Here is a 14800-nt window from a genome sequence, read left to right on the forward strand (position 1 = left end):
CCAATCGACACGGGCTGGCGCCCGACCCCCGCGACGGCGGGTGCCCGGATCCGTGCCACAGCATCAGCACCACAAGCACCACCAGCACGTTCCTAGCCACAGCCGTCCGACACCGAAGGGGGCGTCACCGACGTGACGACCGCTACCAAGGTCAGCATCAAGCCGCTGGAGGACCGGGTCGTGGTCCAGGCCAACGAGGCCGAGACCACCACCGCTTCCGGTCTGGTCATCCCGGACACCGCCAAGGAGAAGCCGCAGGAGGGCACGGTCATCGCCGTGGGCCCCGGCCGCATCGACGACAACGGCAACCGCGTTCCGCTCGACGTGAACGTGGGTGACGTCGTCATCTACTCGAAGTACGGCGGCACCGAGGTCAAGTACGCCGGTGAGGACTACCTCGTCCTCTCGGCCCGCGACCTGCTCGCCGTCGTGGAGAAGTGACCTCTCCCCGTCACTAGCTCCACCAGCACTGACCGACCGCCCCGGGCGACCCGATTCCCTCGGGTCCCGGGGCGGTCGTCGTCCCACCCCTGAGCTTTCCTCTATGAGAGGTCCGGCATGGCCAAGATCATCAAGTTCAACGAGGACGCCCGGCGCTCCCTCGAGCGCGGCGTCGACAAGCTCGCCGACGCGGTCAAGGTGACCCTCGGCCCGCGCGGCCGCAACGTCGTCATCGACAAGAAGTTCGGCGTCCCGACGATCACCAACGACGGCGTGACGATCGCCCGCGAGATCGACCTGGACGAGCCGTTCGAGAACCTCGGCGCGCAGCTGGCCAAGAGCGTCGCCACCAAGACCAACGACGTCGCCGGCGACGGCACCACCACCGCGACGGTGCTGGCGCAGGCGCTGGTGCACGAGGGCCTGCGCAACGTGGCCGCCGGTGCGAACCCGATCGCGCTGGGACGCGGGATGCGCGCCGCCGTCGACGCCGTGCACGCCGCGCTCGACGCCGCCGCCACCCCGGTGGAGGACCGCGCCTCGATCTCCGGCGTCGCCACGATCTCCGCTCAGGACCCCGAGGTGGGTGAGCTGATCGGCGAGGCCATGGAGCGCGTCGGCAACGACGGTGTCATCACCGTCGAGGAGAGCAACACCATGACCACCGAGCTCGACGTCACCGAGGGCGTCCAGTTCGACAAGGGCTACCTCTCGCCGTACTTCGTGACCGACGCCGAGGCGATGGAGGCCGTTCTCGACGACGCCCTCGTCCTGCTGGTCAGCGGCAAGGTCGGTGCCCTGAAGGATCTGCTGCCCCTGCTCGAGAAGGTGCTCGGCACCGGCGGGCAGCCGCTGCTGATCGTCGCTGAGGACGTCGAGGGCGAGGCCCTGTCCACCCTCGTCGTCAACTCGATCCGCAAGACCATCAAGGTCGTCGCGGTGAAGTCCCCGTACTTCGGTGACCGCCGCAAGGCGTTCATGACCGACCTGGCCATCGTCACCGGCGGGCAGGTCGTCAGCGAGGACGTCGGGCTGTCCCTGGACTCCGTCGGCCTGGAGGTCCTCGGCACCGCACGGCGGGTCACCGTCACCAAGGACGACACGACCGTCGTCGACGGCGGCGGCACCTCCGAGGCCATCGCGGACCGCGTCGCGCAGATCCGTCGCGAGATCGAGAACACCGACTCCGACTGGGACCGCGAGAAGCTGCAGGAGCGGCTGGCCAAGCTGGCCGGCGGCATCGGCATCATCCGCGTCGGCGCGGCCACCGAGGTCGAGCTCAAGGAGCGCAAGCACCGCATCGAGGACGCCATCGCGGCCACCCGCGCGGCGGTCGAGGAGGGGGTCATCCCCGGCGGCGGCTCGGCGCTGGTGCACGCCGTCTCCGCGATCGACGGCCTCGACCTCTCCGGTGATGAGCTCACCGGTGCGCGGGCCGTGCGCCTCGCGCTGGACGCCCCGCTGGCCCGGATCGCGGAGAACGCCGGGTTCGAGGGGCGCGTCGTCGTCAACAAGGTGCGCGAGCTGGGTCTGGGTCAGGGCTTCAACGCCGCGACCGGCGAGTACGGCGACCTGGCGAAGCAGGGCGTCATCGACCCGGTCAAGGTCACGAAGGCCGCGCTGGGCAACGCCGCGTCCATCGCCGCGATGGTGCTGACCACCGACTCCGCGGTCGTGGAGAAGCCCGCGGAGGAGGAGCACGCGCACGCCGGCGGCGGGCACCACACCCACGGCCACGGTGGCGGGCACGGCCACAGCCACTGAGCGGAGGCCTCCTGGAGTTGATCATCGGCGGATGGCTGTCCGGCGCGCCGCCGGGCGTGACCATTCGCCGATGATCAACTCCTGAGCAGCGGCACGACAACGCGAGAGGGCGGGTCCGGACGAATCCGGACCCGCCCTCTCGGCGTTCGTGCGAAGTCTCAGACGCCCGCGGCGACGGCGGCGGGCTCGGCGGCGATGAGCCGCGCCCGCTCCTCCTCGCTCATGCCGCCCCACACGCCGTAGGGCTCGCGCACCGAGAGGGCGTGCTTCAGGCAGGCATCGATGACGGGGCAGCGCGCGCACACGGCCTTGGCCGCGGCCTGCCGCCGCGCCCGGGCCGGCCCGCGCTCACCGTCGGGGTGGAAGAAGAGGGACGTGTTCTCGCCACGGCAGGAACCGTGGAGCTGCCAGTCCCAGACCTCGGCGACCGGCGTCGGGAGCCGTCGAATGTCGGCCATGTCTCCTCCAGGGCTCGGGTGAGCCGGAGAAGGGCTGTCCGGCTGCAAGGGGCCGGTGCCCTTGGCCCGACATGGTCAAACACGGCTTGATCGCAACTTTTCGCGCCCGGCCGCTTCGCGAGCGCCCTCACCCCCCGGGGTGAGGGGCGCTGTTGTACCCCGTCCGTGTCGATCAAGGTGGGACGAGGTCGTGCCGTATCCGGGAGGGGGAGAAGCCCGGGGACGCGGTGCGACCCCCGCCCAGGCGGGGGCTTCACGACATGGGAGCCCCCGCCTGAGCGATACCCGGTCAGGTGTTCCCGGACCGGTACGGGGACCCGGCGGACACGTTGCCGGGGTGAAGCGAGGAGCAGGCGTGATCGACGACAGGATGCGCGGACCGGGCAACGGCACGACGAACGTCTGGGTGTACGACGAACGCCGGCGGGTCCGCGACGACGTCGCCTCACGGCTGGTGGCTCTGCCGTTCGTCGGCCGGGTCGAGGTCGTCGGTGACGCCGCCTCGCTGATGTCCCGGCTGGCCACCCGCATGCCCGACGTGCTGATCGTCGGCACCCAGCGGGCCGTGGACACCGGGCTGAGCGCGGCCACCCAGGCGCTGCGTGCCTACCCGGGCCTGCCGGTCCTGGTACTCGGCGCGCCCGACGACGCGGACAGCGTCCGTGCCGCCGTCGCCTTCGGGGCGCGGGGCTACCTGCGCTGGGACGCCAGCTCCATCGAGATGGGCCTCGGTCTGTCGCGCGTGGGGTTGCGTGCCGAGGGTGCCCGCATCCCTCAGCCGGCCACCGCCGGCAGCCCGGCGCCCTGGAGCGGTGCCGCGCCGCTCAACGGTTCCGCCCCGACCACGGTGCGCTCGACCGTGCGGGAGGCGACGCCGGTCGCCGCGCTGTCCATGCGGGAGATGCAGGTGCTCAGCGGCATGAGCCAGGGCAAGAGCAACGCCCAGATCGGCCGCGAGCTGTACCTGTCCGAGGACACGATCAAGACCCACGCCCGCCGGCTGTTCCGCAAGCTCGGCGCCAAGGACCGCGCCGAGGCCGTCGCGACGGGTTTCCGCCGCGGCATCATGACGTAGGTCCCGCCCACAAGATCAACGCACGCTGAGGGCCCCTTCCGGACGTCGGGAGGGGCCCTCAGTCATGACAAGCGATCCTCCGGATCGCACCGCGGCCAGGACCCCACCCCTGACCGCGGAGCCGCTGCATCGCGCCTGCGCGGACCCCTCCGGGGCCCACTCGGCGCGATCACGCTTTCTGGAACTCAATCCTCGCGGGCGTGGCGGCCGCTTCCGCCGGCGCCGTGCTGGCCGGTGGGCTCGTCCCGCTCCGCGGCCGCGGCCACGCCGTCGGCGTACCCGCTGGCGTAGTCCCAGCTGACGTAGTCGTCGGGGTCGGGGTCGAACGGGGGCTCGTGCCGGCCGGTCTGGCCCTCGTCCAGCAGCTGCCGCAGGTTGGCCTGCATCAGCGCCCAGTCGACGTGGTGCTCCTCGTCGCAGTCGGGGCAGTCGACGACGATGCCCTTGATGCCCGTGGGCTCGAGCAGGGTGCGGAACACCTCGAGCTCGGCGAGGTCGTCGAGGACGCCCGCACGCTCCTCCATGGTGAGCGGAGGAGGAGTGGCGGAGTCGCCGGCCCCGAAGTCCGGGCCGGAGGTGTCGTCGAACGGAGTCACGCCCCCACGGTAACGGCCGGACAGGCAGAGCACCGCCCCTCCACCCCGCCGCCTACGATCGGGTTCGGTCTTCCCGCGTCCGGTGGGGGGTGCCGACCCGGAGCCCGACCCGATTCGCCGAAGGGTGGCCGCGCACATGCAGCCCGACTCCGTCCCCGAGCTGCCCGCGAAGTTCGCCCCGCTCGGGCTGACCTACGACGACGTCCTCCTCATTCCGGGCGCGTCCGACGTCGTCCCCGCGGAGGTGGACACCAGCAGCCGGCTGACCCGGCGCCTCCGGATCGCCGTCCCGCTGCTCTCCAGCGCCATGGACACGGTGACCGAGGCGCGCATGGCGATCGCCATGGCCCGTGCCGGCGGCGCCGGGGTGCTGCACCGCAACCTCGCCGCCGAGGAGCAGGCCGGCCACGTCGACCTGGTCAAGCGCTCCGAGGCAGGCATGGTCACCAACCCGGTCACCTGCTCGCCGGACAACACCCTGGCCGAGGTCGACGCGCTGTCGGGCCGCTACCGGATCTCCGGCGCCCCCGTCGTCGACTCCGACGGCGTGCTGGTCGGCATCGTGACCAACCGCGACATGCGGTTCGAGACCGACCAGCACCGCCTCGTCCGCGACGTCATGACGCCGATGCCCCTGGTGACCGCCCCGGTGGGCGTCGACCCGGACACCGCGCTCGCCCTGCTGCGTGAGCACAAGATCGAGAAGCTGCCGCTCATCGACGCCGGCGGCCGGCTGCGCGGACTGATCACCGTGAAGGACTTCGTCAAGCGCGACCAGTACCCGCACGCGACCAAGGACGCCGACGGCCGGCTCGTGGTCGGCGCGGCACTCGGCGTCGGCGAGGACGCCTACAAGCGGGCCGGGCTGCTCGTCGACGCGGGTGTCGACCTGCTCGTCGTGGACACCGCCCACGGGCACCAGCGCGCGGTGCTCGACATGGTGGCGCGGGTGAAGAAGGACTTCGGCGGGGACGACGGCGTCGAGGTCGTCGGCGGCAACGTCGCCACCCGCGCCGGCGCCCAGGCGCTCGTCGACGCCGGGGTCGACGCGGTCAAGGTCGGGGTCGGGCCCGGCTCGATCTGCACCACGCGGGTCGTCGCCGGTGTCGGGGTGCCGCAGATCAGTGCCATCTACGAGGCGTCGCTGGCCGCCGGCCCCGCCGGCGTGCCGGTCATCGCCGACGGCGGGCTGCAGTACTCCGGTGACATCGGCAAGGCCCTCGTGGCCGGCGCCGACACCGTGATGATCGGCGGCCTGTTCGCCGGGGTGGAGGAGGCGCCGGGCGAGCTCGTCTTCGTCAACGGCAAGCAGTACAAGACCTACCGGGGCATGGGGTCGCTGGGCGCGATGCAGAAGCGCGGCAACCAGTCGTTCAGCCGCGACCGCTACTTCGCCGACGACGTCCTCTCCGACGACAAGCTCGTCCCCGAGGGCATCGAGGGCCAGGTGCCCTACCGCGGCGCGCTGTCGGGTGTCGTCCACCAGCTGGTGGGCGGTCTGCGGGCGTCCATGGGGTACGCGGGCGCCGCGACCATCGCCGACCTCAAGGAGCGCGGACAGCTGACCCGGATCACGTCAGCGGGCCTGGTGGAGAGCCACCCGCACGATATCCAGATGACCGTCGAGGCCCCCAACTACCGGGGTCGGTGACCGAGATGAGCGCACGCGACACCGTGGAGATCGGTCTCAACCGGTTCGCCCGGCGGGGCTACGACCTCGACGAGGTCTCGATCGTCCCGTCCCGGCGGACGCGGGACGTCGACGACGTCTCCACCGCCTGGCAGATCGATGCCTTCCGCTTCGAGATCCCGTTGGTCACCAGCCCGTCGGACGCGGTGGTCAGCCCGGCGACGGCCGTCGCCGTGGGCGAGGCAGGCGGGCTCGGCGTCCTGAACGCCGAGGGCCTGTGGACCCGGTACGAGGATCCCGAGCCGGTCTACCGCAAGCTCCGGGACGCCGCGGGCGCCGGGGCCCCGCCGGTTGCGCTGCTCCAGGACGTCTACTGCGAGCCGGTGAAGCCGGAGCTGATCGCGGCGCGGATCAAGGAGATGCGCGACGCCGGCGTGACGACGGCGGTCCGCATCTCGCCGCAGCACACGCTGCAGTACGCCCCGACCGTGCTCGCCGCGGGCGTGGACCTGCTGGTCATCCAGGGGACGATCGTCTCCGCCGAGCACGTGACCACCGCGGGCGACGCGCTGAACCTCAAGGAGTTCATCGCCGACCTCGACGTCCCGGTCATCGTCGGCGGGGCGGCGAACTACACCACCGCCCTGCACCTGATGCGCACCGGCGCGGCCGGGGTGATCGTCGGCGTGGGGGCGGACAGCTTCTCGACCAGCGACACCGTCCTGGGCATCCGGGTGCCGCTGGCCAGTGCCATCGCCGACGCCGCGGCCGCCCGCCGCGACTACCTCGACGAGACCGGCGGCCGGTACGTGCACGTCATCGCCAACGGGCGGATCGAGAACAGCGGGGCCATCGCGCGCGCGCTGGCCTGCGGTGCCGACGCCGTGCAGCTGGGGGAGCCGCTGCGCCGCGCGGCCGAGGCACCGGGCGGCGGCATCTGGTGGGACTCGGTCGCCGCCCACCCGCGGCTGCCGCGCGGCGGCACCTCGGCGCCGGTCGCCCCGGCCGGCTCGCTGGAGCAGGTCCTGCTCGGCCCGGCGGCGGAGTCCGACGGCCGGACCAACCTGTTCGGCGCGCTGCGCCGGACGATGGCCAAGACCGGCTACCGCGACCTCAAGGAGTTCCAGCGGGTCGACCTGGTCATCGGCGGGCTGGCCGGCGGCGGTCAGGCGGACTGATGGACTTCCCGACCGTCCTCGTCGTCGACTTCGGGGCCCAGTACGCGCAGCTGATCGCCCGGCGGATCCGCGAGGCCGGCGTCTACTCCGAGATCGTCTCCTCGGAGGTCCCGGCCGAGGAGGTCCTGGCCCGCAAGCCGGCCGCGATCGTGCTGTCGGGCGGCCCGTCGAGCGTCTACGCGCCGGGGGCCCCGCAGGTCGACCCGACGCTGTTCGAGGGAGGCGTCCCGGCGTTCGGCATCTGCTACGGCTTCCAGGCGATGGCGCAGAGCCTGGGCGGCTCCGTCGCGCACACCGGCGACCGCGAGTACGGCGGCACCCCGCTGACGGTCACCACCGGCGGGCGGCTGTTCGGTTCGCTGCCGGTGGAGCAGAACGTCTGGATGAGCCACGGGGACGCCGTCTCGCAGGCGCCGCCCGGGTTCACCGTGACGGCGACGTCCACGGGTGCGCCGGTGGCCGCCTTCGAGGACGTCGACCGCCGGCTCGCCGGGGTGCAGTTCCACCCCGAGGTCCGGCACACCGCGCACGGGCAGACCGTGCTCGAGCACTTCCTCTTCGACATCGCCGGGCTCGAGCCGACCTGGACGATGGCCAACGTCGTCGAGGAGCAGGTCGAGCGGATCCGCGCGCAGGTGGGCGACGGGCACGCGCTCTGCGCACTCTCCGGCGGCGTCGACTCCGCCGTCGCCGCGGCGCTGGTGCAACGGGCGATCGGGGACCGGCTCACCTGCGTCTACGTCGACCACGGGCTGATGCGCGAGGGCGAGACCGAGCAGATCGAGCGGGACTTCGTCGCCGTCACCGGCGTGGACCTGCGGGTGGTCGACGCCCGCGAGCAGTTCCTGGGTGCGCTGGCCGGGGTCAGCGACCCCGAGGAGAAGCGCAAGATCATCGGCCGCGAGTTCATCCGGGTCTTCGAGCAGGCCGCCCTCGACGTCGTCGGCGACGCGAAGGAGCACGGCGACACCGTCGACTTCCTCGTGCAGGGCACGCTCTACCCGGACGTCGTGGAGTCCGGCGGCGGCAGTGGGACGGCGAACATCAAGAGCCACCACAACGTCGGCGGGCTGCCCGAGGACCTGCAATTCACCCTCGTCGAGCCGCTGCGGACGCTGTTCAAGGACGAGGTGCGCGAGGTCGGCGTCCAGCTGGGCCTGCCCGAGGCGATGGTGTGGCGCCAGCCGTTCCCGGGCCCGGGTCTCGGCATCCGGATCGTCGGCGAGGTCACCCAGGAGCGGCTCGACGTCCTCCGGAGGGCCGACGCGATCGTGCGGGCCGAGCTGACCGCCGCGAAGCTGGACCGCGAGATCTGGCAGTGCCCGGTGGTGCTGCTGGCCGACGTCCGCTCCGTGGGGGTGCAGGGCGACGGCCGCACCTACGGGCATCCCATCGTGCTGCGGCCGGTGTCCAGCGAGGACGCGATGACCGCCGACTGGACCCGCCTGCCCTACGACGTGCTGGCGCGGATCTCCACGCGGATCACCAACGAGGTGCCCCAGGTCAACCGGGTCACCCTCGACGTCACCAGCAAGCCGCCGGGCACCATCGAGTGGGAGTGAGTCCTCCGCGGAGGCCGTAGAACACGGAGAGGGCCCGGGGAGCGGATGCTCCCCGGGCCCTCTCGCCCCGTCCCTCCTGCGGTCAGCGCTGCTTGCGGCGGACCTTGCGCATCTCCGACACCAGCAGCGCCACGCCGCCGCCGATGAGGGCGATCCAGACCAGCCCGCCGTTGTCGAACAGGAACAGCTCGATGCCGGTCATCAGCGTGATCGCCAGGGCGATGAAGACCAGGCCCGGGATCAGAGCCACCCAGTCGACGACGCGGCGCTGGGGGAGGGGACGGTCCTCGGTCTCCAGCGGGGTGATCTCCTGCCAGGCGGTCGGTGTGGTCGGGAACTCGCTGTAGTCAGCCACGGGACACCTCCACGTCTCCGAATCCGTTGTGGACCACCAGGTTGATCTCAGGCACGCCGTCGTCCACCCACGAGCCGCTTCCGCGACCGGCGAAGTAGCCGTCGTCAGCGCCCTGCCCGAAGACGTCGATCGAACCCATTCCGGAGTCGACTGTCAGCCGGACGTCGGCCTCTGGCGGAACGATCACCCGGATGTCGCCGAAGCCGTGCTCGATGCGTGTGCGGACCGGGCTCCCCTCGCCGACGTCGATGCGGGTGAGGTCGAGCGTCAGGTCGCCCGCATCGCTGCGGTAGACGTCGTTCACGGCCGACGCGGTGACCGGCCGGTAGATCCGGTCGCCCGACGACCCGCCGTCCCAGGGCTCGGACGCCGCGGCGATCAGACCCAGGGACAGCACGACGCCGAGCGCGATGAGCCCGCCGCGGGCCGTCCGGCCGCCGGCGAAGGCCGCGGCCACCAGGCCGATCCCGACGACCAGGACGGCGACGCCGAAGAAGCCGACCGCGCCGATGTTCCAGGCGGTGAAGTTGGTGATCATCGCCATGGCGCCGAGCAGGATGAGCAGGGCCGCGATGGTGATGCCCGGAACCGGGGACCGCGGGCCGAGCGGCGCGCGTTCCCGCCGGCTGGCAGGAGTTCCGGGCCCGGCGGGCGGACCGGCCGGTGTGAGCACCCAGAGCAACAGGTAGACGACGATGCCCGCGCCGCCGGCGAGAGTCAGCGCCACGAACCCGACACGCCAGAGCAGCGCGTCGATGCCGGTGTACTCGGCCAGGCCGCCGTTGACGCCGCCGAGGATCTTGTCGGTGCGGCTGCGACGCAGCGGGGGCCGGACGGACGGCCCGTACGGCGGCGGGGACTGCCACGCCGGGGGCTCGACGGACGGGGGGAGGGGCGGCGGGGGTGCCGCGGGGGGAGGGGGCGTTGCCGATGTCATGCCAGAAGCGTGCCGATCCGGTCGCCTCTAGACCATCAGGGAACGCCCCCATCCGACCCTGGTTCCCTTTCCGGGGTGATCACCGGTGTCGGACGGGGGTCGCGCGGTGCGACGATCAACACGTGACCATGACCTCCACCGGGGCGCCGCCCCGCCCACCGCTCGCTCGCCCGCGGGACGGTCGGATGCTGGCGGGGGTCGCCGCGGGCACCGCCGCGCACCTGCGGCAGGACCCGCTCATCGTGCGCGTCGCCTTCGTGGTCCTCGCGACCGCCGTCATCGGGATCGTCGCCTACATGCTGCTGTGGCTGACCATGCCGGTTGCCGCGGAGGGCGCGGACGCCGGTGCCCGTCCAGCCGGGGAGCCCAGGGGCCTCCGCCAGTGGATCGGGATCATCGTGCTGGGGCTCGCGGCCGCCGTCCTGCTCGGCCAGGTGTCCGCCTGGTTCAGCAGCGACGTCGTGCTGCCCCTGGCCCTGGTCGCCGGCGGGCTCATCGTCATCTGGCGGCAGCTCGACACCGACCGCACCCTCTCCGTCCCGGGCGTCCGGTGGGCGCTCGCCGGCGGCGCCGCCCTCGCGGCCGGCGGTGTGGTCCTCCTGCTGGCCACGACCGGGCAGCTGGCCGCCGCCCGCAACGGCTTCGTCGCGACCCTGGTGATCCTGATCGGCGTCGTCCTCGCGACCGCACCGGTCTGGCGCCGGCTGCTCGACTCGCGCGCCGAGGAGCGCACGGCGCGGATCCGGTCGGAGGAACGCGCGGCCGTCGCCGCGCACCTGCACGACTCGGTGCTGCAGACCCTCGCCCTCATCCAGCGGCATGCGGACGAGCCGCAGGCCGTCGGCCGGCTGGCGCGCGGCCAGGAGCGCGAGCTGCGCGCCTGGCTCTACGACCCGGCCGTGGTCCGCGAGGGTGGCACCTGGGCGGGGCTGGTGGCCGGCATGGTGGCCGAGGTGGAGTCCGACCACGAGCTCGTCGTCGACCCGGTGGTCGTCGGCGACGCACCGGTGGACGAGTCGCTCGCGGCGCTCGGGGCGGCCACCCGGGAGGCGCTGGTCAACGCCGCCAAGCACTCGGGGACGACGGCCGCCGACCTCTACACCGAGGTGACGCCCGAGCGGGTCTCGGTGTTCGTCCGCGACCGCGGGGCCGGATTCGACCCGGCGTCGGTGCCGCCGGACCGGCGCGGGCTGCGGGACTCCGTCAGTGGCCGGCTGACCCGGCTGGGCGGGACGGCGGAGGTCCGCTCGGCACCGGGCGAGGGGACCGAGGTGGAGCTGTCGCTGCCCCGGAGCGCGGCATGACGCCCCCTCGGGTGTTCATCGTCGACGACCACGCGATGGTCCGTGCCGGCGTCCGGGCGGAGCTCGGCACCGACGTCACCGTGGTCGGGGAGGCCCCCGACGTCCCCGCCGCGGTCGACGGGATCCGGGCTACCCGCCCGGACGTCGTCCTGCTGGACGTGCACCTCCCCGGCGGCGGCGGGCTGGCCGTGCTGGAGACGCTGCGCGGTGAGCTCCCCGACGTCCGCTGGCTCGCGCTGTCGGTCTCCGACGCGGCTGAGGACGTCATCGCCGTCATCCGGGCCGGTGCGCGCGGCTACGTCACGAAGACGATCTCGGGGCCGGACCTGGTCGCCGCGGTGCACCGCGTGGCCGACGGCGACGTCGTGTTCAGTCCCCGACTGGCCGGGTTCGTGCTGGACGCGTTCTCCGCGGCCGGGCCGGCCTCGCCCGCACCCGCCGAGGAGGCGACCGACCCGGGACTGGACCTGCTCAGCGCGCGCGAGCGGGAGGTCATGCAGCTGCTGGCCCGCGGCTACACCTACCGGGAGATCGGCTCGCGCCTGTTCATCTCGGTGAAGACGGTCGAGTCGCACGCCTCCAACGTGCTGCGCAAGCTGCAGCTGTCCAACCGCAACGAGCTCACCCGCTGGGCGGCGACCAACCGCCTGCTCTGACTACTTCTGCTGCGCCTCGACGTGGGCGCGGGCCTCGGCGACCAGGGGGTCCCACTCGGCGGACCCCGACAGCAGCAGCCAGCCGTTCATCGTCCGGCCGGGCATCGGCTCGAACACCTGCCCCTCGCCGGCGGCAACGAGCTCCTGGAGCCGGTCGGGCGGCAGTTTCACCACTAGCTGCTCCTGCCACCAGATGGCGAAGAACTTCGTGCCGGTCCGCAGCCCCTGCGAGCCGAACATGGTTCCGCGCGTGACGGGGCCACCTTGAGCGCGCTCCACGAGGTCCTGCCAAGAGTCGTCGGCCATCGCGTCAGCCTGCCAGGACTTGTCGTGCCGATTGGGGCCCGGAGGGTTCCGCGCAGGCGCGACGTAGTGGCTCGACGTAGTGGCTCGACGCGAGCCGGGACGGTACGTGGCCGCGGTGTCGTCGTTGTCGTGCCGAGTGGGGCCCGGAGGATCCGCCCGGCGACGACTCAGCGGCTCGGCGCCGGTCGGGACCTGGCGGCGGTGTCGTCCGGAGGACGACGGATCACACGGTGTGGACGACGTGGAAGGCCTCGGCCAGGCGCCCGTCGGGGAGGCCGAACCGCTGTGCGGTCTGCCTCATCCACCCGGTCACGAACGTCTCCAGGTCGGGGTTGTGGCTGACCTGGGTGACGTGGCTCTTCAGCGCCGCGAACTTCAGCTCGATCAGGTCGGTGACGTCGACGGCGTGGTCGGCGCGCGGACTGGCGGTCAGCCACACCTCGCCGACCGTCCACGCCTCGAGACCCTCGTCGTCCAGGAGTTCCGGGAAGGCGAACGGGTTGCGGGCATCGGGGTAGACCGCCCGCAGCGTCGCCTCGCCCACGGTCAGGTGGTCGGGATGGCTGGCGCCGATGCGTTCCCAGAACCTCTCCGGCGACGTGGTCAGGACCCGCTGCGGGCGGACCTGGCGGATCACCCGGCTGATGTCGCGACGCAGGTCCAGGGTGAGTTCCAGCCGCCCGTCCGGGTAGCCGAGGAAGTGGACGTCGGTCACGCCGACCGCGGCCGCGGCCGCCCGCTGCTCGGCCTGCCGCAGGGGGCCCATCCGGTCGCGGGGGGTCTCGTCGAAACCGCCCGCGTCGCCGTCGGTGACGATGCAGTAGGTGACCTCGGTGCCGGCCGCGGTCCAGCCGGCGACGGTGCCCGCGCTGCCGAAGTCGACGTCGTCGGGGTGGGCGAGGACGCAGAGCACGCGCTCGACGTGCGCGGCGGGCGGGCGGGAGAGGGGCGGAGTCACCCGCGGAGCCTAGGTCTCCTTCCCGGAAGGCAGGACGAGCCCGGCGAGCTTGTCGGGGTTCACGACGACCAGGACCTGCGTGATCCGGCCGTCGGCCACACCGAGGGAGATCGACCCGAAGGGCTCCGTCCCGGACCAGCCCACGATCGCGGGCCACCCGTTGACCTCTGCCACTCCGATCCGCAGATCCGGAATGCTCGCGCCCTGCTGCGCGATGGCCACCAGCCAGCGGGCGACCTTGTCCGAACCGCTGATCGGCCGGAGCGCCGCCTTGGTCCTCCCTCCGCCGTCGCTGATCAGGACGACGTCGGGCGCCAGGGCCGCGAGCAGCGCCTCGAGGTCGCCGCCGCCGACCGCGGTGAAGAACCGCTCGGTCACCTCCCGCTGCACCTGCCTGTCGGCGTCGAACCGCGGCTGCCGTGCGTGCACGTGCTCGCGGGCGCGGTGCGCCATCTGCCGGACGGCCGCCTCCGTACGGCCCAGCGCCCCCGCGACCTCCGAGGTCGACATGCCGAAGACCTCGCGGAGCACGAACACCGCACGTTCGGCCGGCGAGAGCGTCTCGAGGACGACGAGCAGGGCGAGGGACACCATCTCGCCGAGCTCGGCGGCAGCCTCCGGTTCCGGCGCCGGAGGGCCCGAGCCGACCGGCGCGCCGGCGGTCAGCAGCGGCTCCGGCAGCCACGGCCCCACGTAGCTCTCCCGGCGGCTCCGCGCGGAGCTCAGCCGGTCGAGCGCGAGATGCGTGGTGATCTGCACGAGGTAGGCGCGCTCGTCCCGGACCTCGCTCCGATCGACCGCCGACCAGCGCAGCCAGGCGTCCTGGACGACGTCCTCGGCGTCGGCGACGCTGCCGAGCATCTGGTAGGCCACCGAGAACAGCAGCCGCCGGTGCCGGTCGAACGGGGCGAGGGCGTCTCTCACGCCGGGATCTCGCAGCGGTCCTTGAACCCCTGGCTGGTCAGGCCGAGGGCGCTGTTGAACCGCGACCGCACGTTCTCCACGGCCACCATCATCGTGAGCTCGACGAGCTGGGCGTCGTCCAGTTGCCGCCGGAGCGCAGCGACCATCTCGTCGGTCACCGCGGGCGGCGTCGCCGTCACGGCCTCGGCGTAGGCCATGACCTGGCGTTCCAGGTCGGTGTAGACGTCGCTGTCCCGCCACCGCGGGACGTCGTGCATCTTGACCGGGTCGGCCCCGTGGCGGGTGGACTCCCAGTAGCCGAAGTCCACGCACCAGGAGCAGCCGATGCTCACCGCCGCGGCCATCTCCGCCAGGTTCCGGAGCCCCGGGTCGAGCTTCTTCCAGCGCGCCAGGGAGGTCTCGAAGCGGAGGTCGGTGAGCAGGACCCGCATGTTGTGCGCCATCGCGGGGAGCGGGTCGGGGACCACGCCGTACGCGCGGCGCGTGTAGGCCTCCGCGAGGCGGTAGAGCAGCGTGCGGGGCGGGTCGAGCGAGATGCGGGCCACGGTCGTCGTCCTCTCCATCGGGGTCGTCCCCATGGAGACGAGATGGAGCCGGAGGACGTGACATGCCGACGCGTCCTCGGGGGGACCGCCGCCTGTGGCGGGGGCACGGCC

The 14800-nt window shown here is 72.7% G+C and carries 16 protein-coding genes; 8 read left to right on the forward strand and 8 right to left on the reverse strand.

Translation table 11 applies throughout. The annotated features are described in order from the left end of the window. Positions 1 to 132 precede the first annotated feature (132 nt). Both groES and groL read left to right on the forward strand, forming a co-directional pair. Positions 133 to 441 carry a co-chaperone GroES gene (gene groES / locus E4P39_RS08945; RefSeq protein ID WP_135131822.1) on the forward strand — a complete coding sequence of 103 codons (309 nt, stop codon included), beginning with the start codon at positions 133 to 135 and terminating at the stop codon, positions 439 to 441. 117 nt (positions 442 to 558) lie between these two features. After that, complete coding sequence (gene groL / locus E4P39_RS08950) at positions 559 to 2205, forward strand: chaperonin GroEL (protein ID WP_135136056.1); 1647 nt, start codon at positions 559 to 561, stop codon at positions 2203 to 2205. 158 nt (positions 2206 to 2363) lie between these two features. Here groL and E4P39_RS08955 read toward each other — a convergent pair whose 3' ends face one another. Beyond that, positions 2364 to 2663 carry a WhiB family transcriptional regulator gene (locus E4P39_RS08955; protein WP_135136057.1) on the reverse strand — a complete coding sequence of 100 codons (300 nt, stop codon included), beginning with the start codon at positions 2661 to 2663 and terminating at the stop codon, positions 2364 to 2366. Between the two features lie 370 nt (positions 2664 to 3033). On the opposite strand from E4P39_RS08955, the gene E4P39_RS08960 reads away from it, so the two are divergent. Beyond that, a complete protein-coding gene (locus E4P39_RS08960; protein WP_167761734.1) occupies positions 3034 to 3738 on the forward strand; it encodes a response regulator transcription factor in 705 nt (234 codons plus the stop codon). A 185-nt stretch (positions 3739 to 3923) separates the two neighbouring features. On the opposite strand, the gene E4P39_RS08965 is transcribed toward E4P39_RS08960, so the two are convergent. Then, positions 3924 to 4334: a DUF5319 family protein gene (locus E4P39_RS08965; RefSeq protein WP_135136059.1), complete on the reverse strand. Its 411-nt coding sequence runs from the start codon at positions 4332 to 4334 to the stop codon at positions 3924 to 3926. 136 nt (positions 4335 to 4470) lie between these two features. On the opposite strand from E4P39_RS08965, the gene guaB reads away from it, so the two are divergent. The 3 genes from guaB to guaA are packed head-to-tail and all read left to right on the forward strand — an operon-like array spanning position 4471 to position 8704. Beyond that, a complete protein-coding gene (gene guaB / locus E4P39_RS08970; protein ID WP_135136060.1) occupies positions 4471 to 5985 on the forward strand; it encodes an IMP dehydrogenase in 1515 nt (504 codons plus the stop codon). Between the two features lie 5 nt (positions 5986 to 5990). Continuing rightward, positions 5991 to 7142, forward strand: coding sequence for a GuaB3 family IMP dehydrogenase-related protein (locus tag E4P39_RS08975; protein ID WP_135136061.1), 1152 nt, complete (start codon positions 5991 to 5993; stop codon positions 7140 to 7142). Then, positions 7142 to 8704: a glutamine-hydrolyzing GMP synthase gene (gene guaA, locus E4P39_RS08980; RefSeq protein ID WP_135136062.1), complete on the forward strand. Its 1563-nt coding sequence runs from the start codon at positions 7142 to 7144 to the stop codon at positions 8702 to 8704. The genes E4P39_RS08975 and guaA overlap by 1 nt, the downstream gene beginning before the upstream one ends. Positions 8705 to 8786: 82 nt before the next feature. On the opposite strand, the gene E4P39_RS08985 is transcribed toward guaA, so the two are convergent. Together E4P39_RS08985 and E4P39_RS08990 are read right to left on the reverse strand one after the other, a co-directional pair. After that, entirely contained in the window at positions 8787 to 9059 is a 273-nt protein-coding gene (locus E4P39_RS08985; protein WP_135136063.1) for a hypothetical protein, read from the reverse strand. Then, on the reverse strand, positions 9052 to 9996 hold the full coding sequence (locus E4P39_RS08990) for a PspC domain-containing protein (protein WP_135136064.1): 945 nt from the start codon (positions 9994 to 9996) through the stop codon (positions 9052 to 9054). The genes E4P39_RS08985 and E4P39_RS08990 overlap by 8 nt, the downstream gene beginning before the upstream one ends. A gap of 128 nt (positions 9997 to 10124) precedes the next feature. Between E4P39_RS08990 and E4P39_RS08995 the strand changes: the two genes are divergently transcribed. Together E4P39_RS08995 and E4P39_RS09000 are read left to right on the forward strand one after the other, a co-directional pair. Further along, positions 10125 to 11300, forward strand: a complete 1176-nt coding sequence (locus E4P39_RS08995) for an ATP-binding protein (protein ID WP_135136357.1) — start codon at positions 10125 to 10127, stop codon at positions 11298 to 11300. Next, entirely contained in the window at positions 11297 to 11956 is a 660-nt protein-coding gene (locus E4P39_RS09000) for a response regulator transcription factor (protein WP_135136066.1), read from the forward strand. The genes E4P39_RS08995 and E4P39_RS09000 overlap by 4 nt, the downstream gene beginning before the upstream one ends. Here the strand turns inward: E4P39_RS09000 and E4P39_RS09005 are convergent, their stop codons facing one another. From E4P39_RS09005 to E4P39_RS22630, 4 genes are all read right to left on the reverse strand, one after another. Beyond that, positions 11957 to 12262 carry a TfoX/Sxy family protein gene (locus tag E4P39_RS09005; RefSeq protein WP_135136067.1) on the reverse strand — a complete coding sequence of 102 codons (306 nt, stop codon included), beginning with the start codon at positions 12260 to 12262 and terminating at the stop codon, positions 11957 to 11959. 223 nt (positions 12263 to 12485) lie between these two features. Then, entirely contained in the window at positions 12486 to 13220 is a 735-nt protein-coding gene (locus E4P39_RS09010) for a PIG-L deacetylase family protein (RefSeq protein WP_135136068.1), read from the reverse strand. Positions 13221 to 13229: 9 nt separating this feature from the next. Then, a complete protein-coding gene (gene sigJ / locus E4P39_RS22625; RefSeq protein ID WP_245159721.1) occupies positions 13230 to 14144 on the reverse strand; it encodes an RNA polymerase sigma factor SigJ in 915 nt (304 codons plus the stop codon). Then, positions 14141 to 14689: a carboxymuconolactone decarboxylase family protein gene (locus E4P39_RS22630; protein ID WP_245159722.1), complete on the reverse strand. Its 549-nt coding sequence runs from the start codon at positions 14687 to 14689 to the stop codon at positions 14141 to 14143. Before E4P39_RS22630 ends, sigJ begins: the two co-directional genes overlap by 4 nt. Positions 14690 to 14800: the final 111 nt, after the last annotated feature.

The sequence above is a fragment of the Blastococcus sp. CT_GayMR19 genome, assembly GCF_004570385.1.
Taxonomy (GTDB): Bacteria; Actinomycetota; Actinomycetes; order Mycobacteriales; family Geodermatophilaceae; genus Blastococcus_B.

What these genes read in the sequence shown, in the direction of transcription:
- groL (WP_135136056.1), top strand. Translation starts at nt 559, where the DNA reads ATGGCCAAGATCATCAAGTTCAACGAGGACGCCCGGCGCTCCCTCGAG.
- E4P39_RS08955 (WP_135136057.1), bottom strand. Translation starts at nt 2,663, where the DNA reads ATGGCCGACATTCGACGGCTCCCGACGCCGGTCGCCGAGGTCTGGGAC.
- E4P39_RS08960 (WP_167761734.1), top strand. Translation starts at nt 3,034, where the DNA reads ATGCGCGGACCGGGCAACGGCACGACGAACGTCTGGGTGTACGACGAA.
- guaB (WP_135136060.1), top strand. Translation starts at nt 4,471, where the DNA reads ATGCAGCCCGACTCCGTCCCCGAGCTGCCCGCGAAGTTCGCCCCGCTC.
- E4P39_RS08975 (WP_135136061.1), top strand. Translation starts at nt 5,991, where the DNA reads ATGAGCGCACGCGACACCGTGGAGATCGGTCTCAACCGGTTCGCCCGG.
- guaA (WP_135136062.1), top strand. Translation starts at nt 7,142, where the DNA reads ATGGACTTCCCGACCGTCCTCGTCGTCGACTTCGGGGCCCAGTACGCG.
- E4P39_RS08990 (WP_135136064.1), bottom strand. Translation starts at nt 9,996, where the DNA reads ATGACATCGGCAACGCCCCCTCCCCCCGCGGCACCCCCGCCGCCCCTC.
- E4P39_RS08995 (WP_135136357.1), top strand. Translation starts at nt 10,125, where the DNA reads ATGACCTCCACCGGGGCGCCGCCCCGCCCACCGCTCGCTCGCCCGCGG.
- E4P39_RS09000 (WP_135136066.1), top strand. Translation starts at nt 11,297, where the DNA reads ATGACGCCCCCTCGGGTGTTCATCGTCGACGACCACGCGATGGTCCGT.
- E4P39_RS09005 (WP_135136067.1), bottom strand. Translation starts at nt 12,262, where the DNA reads ATGGCCGACGACTCTTGGCAGGACCTCGTGGAGCGCGCTCAAGGTGGC.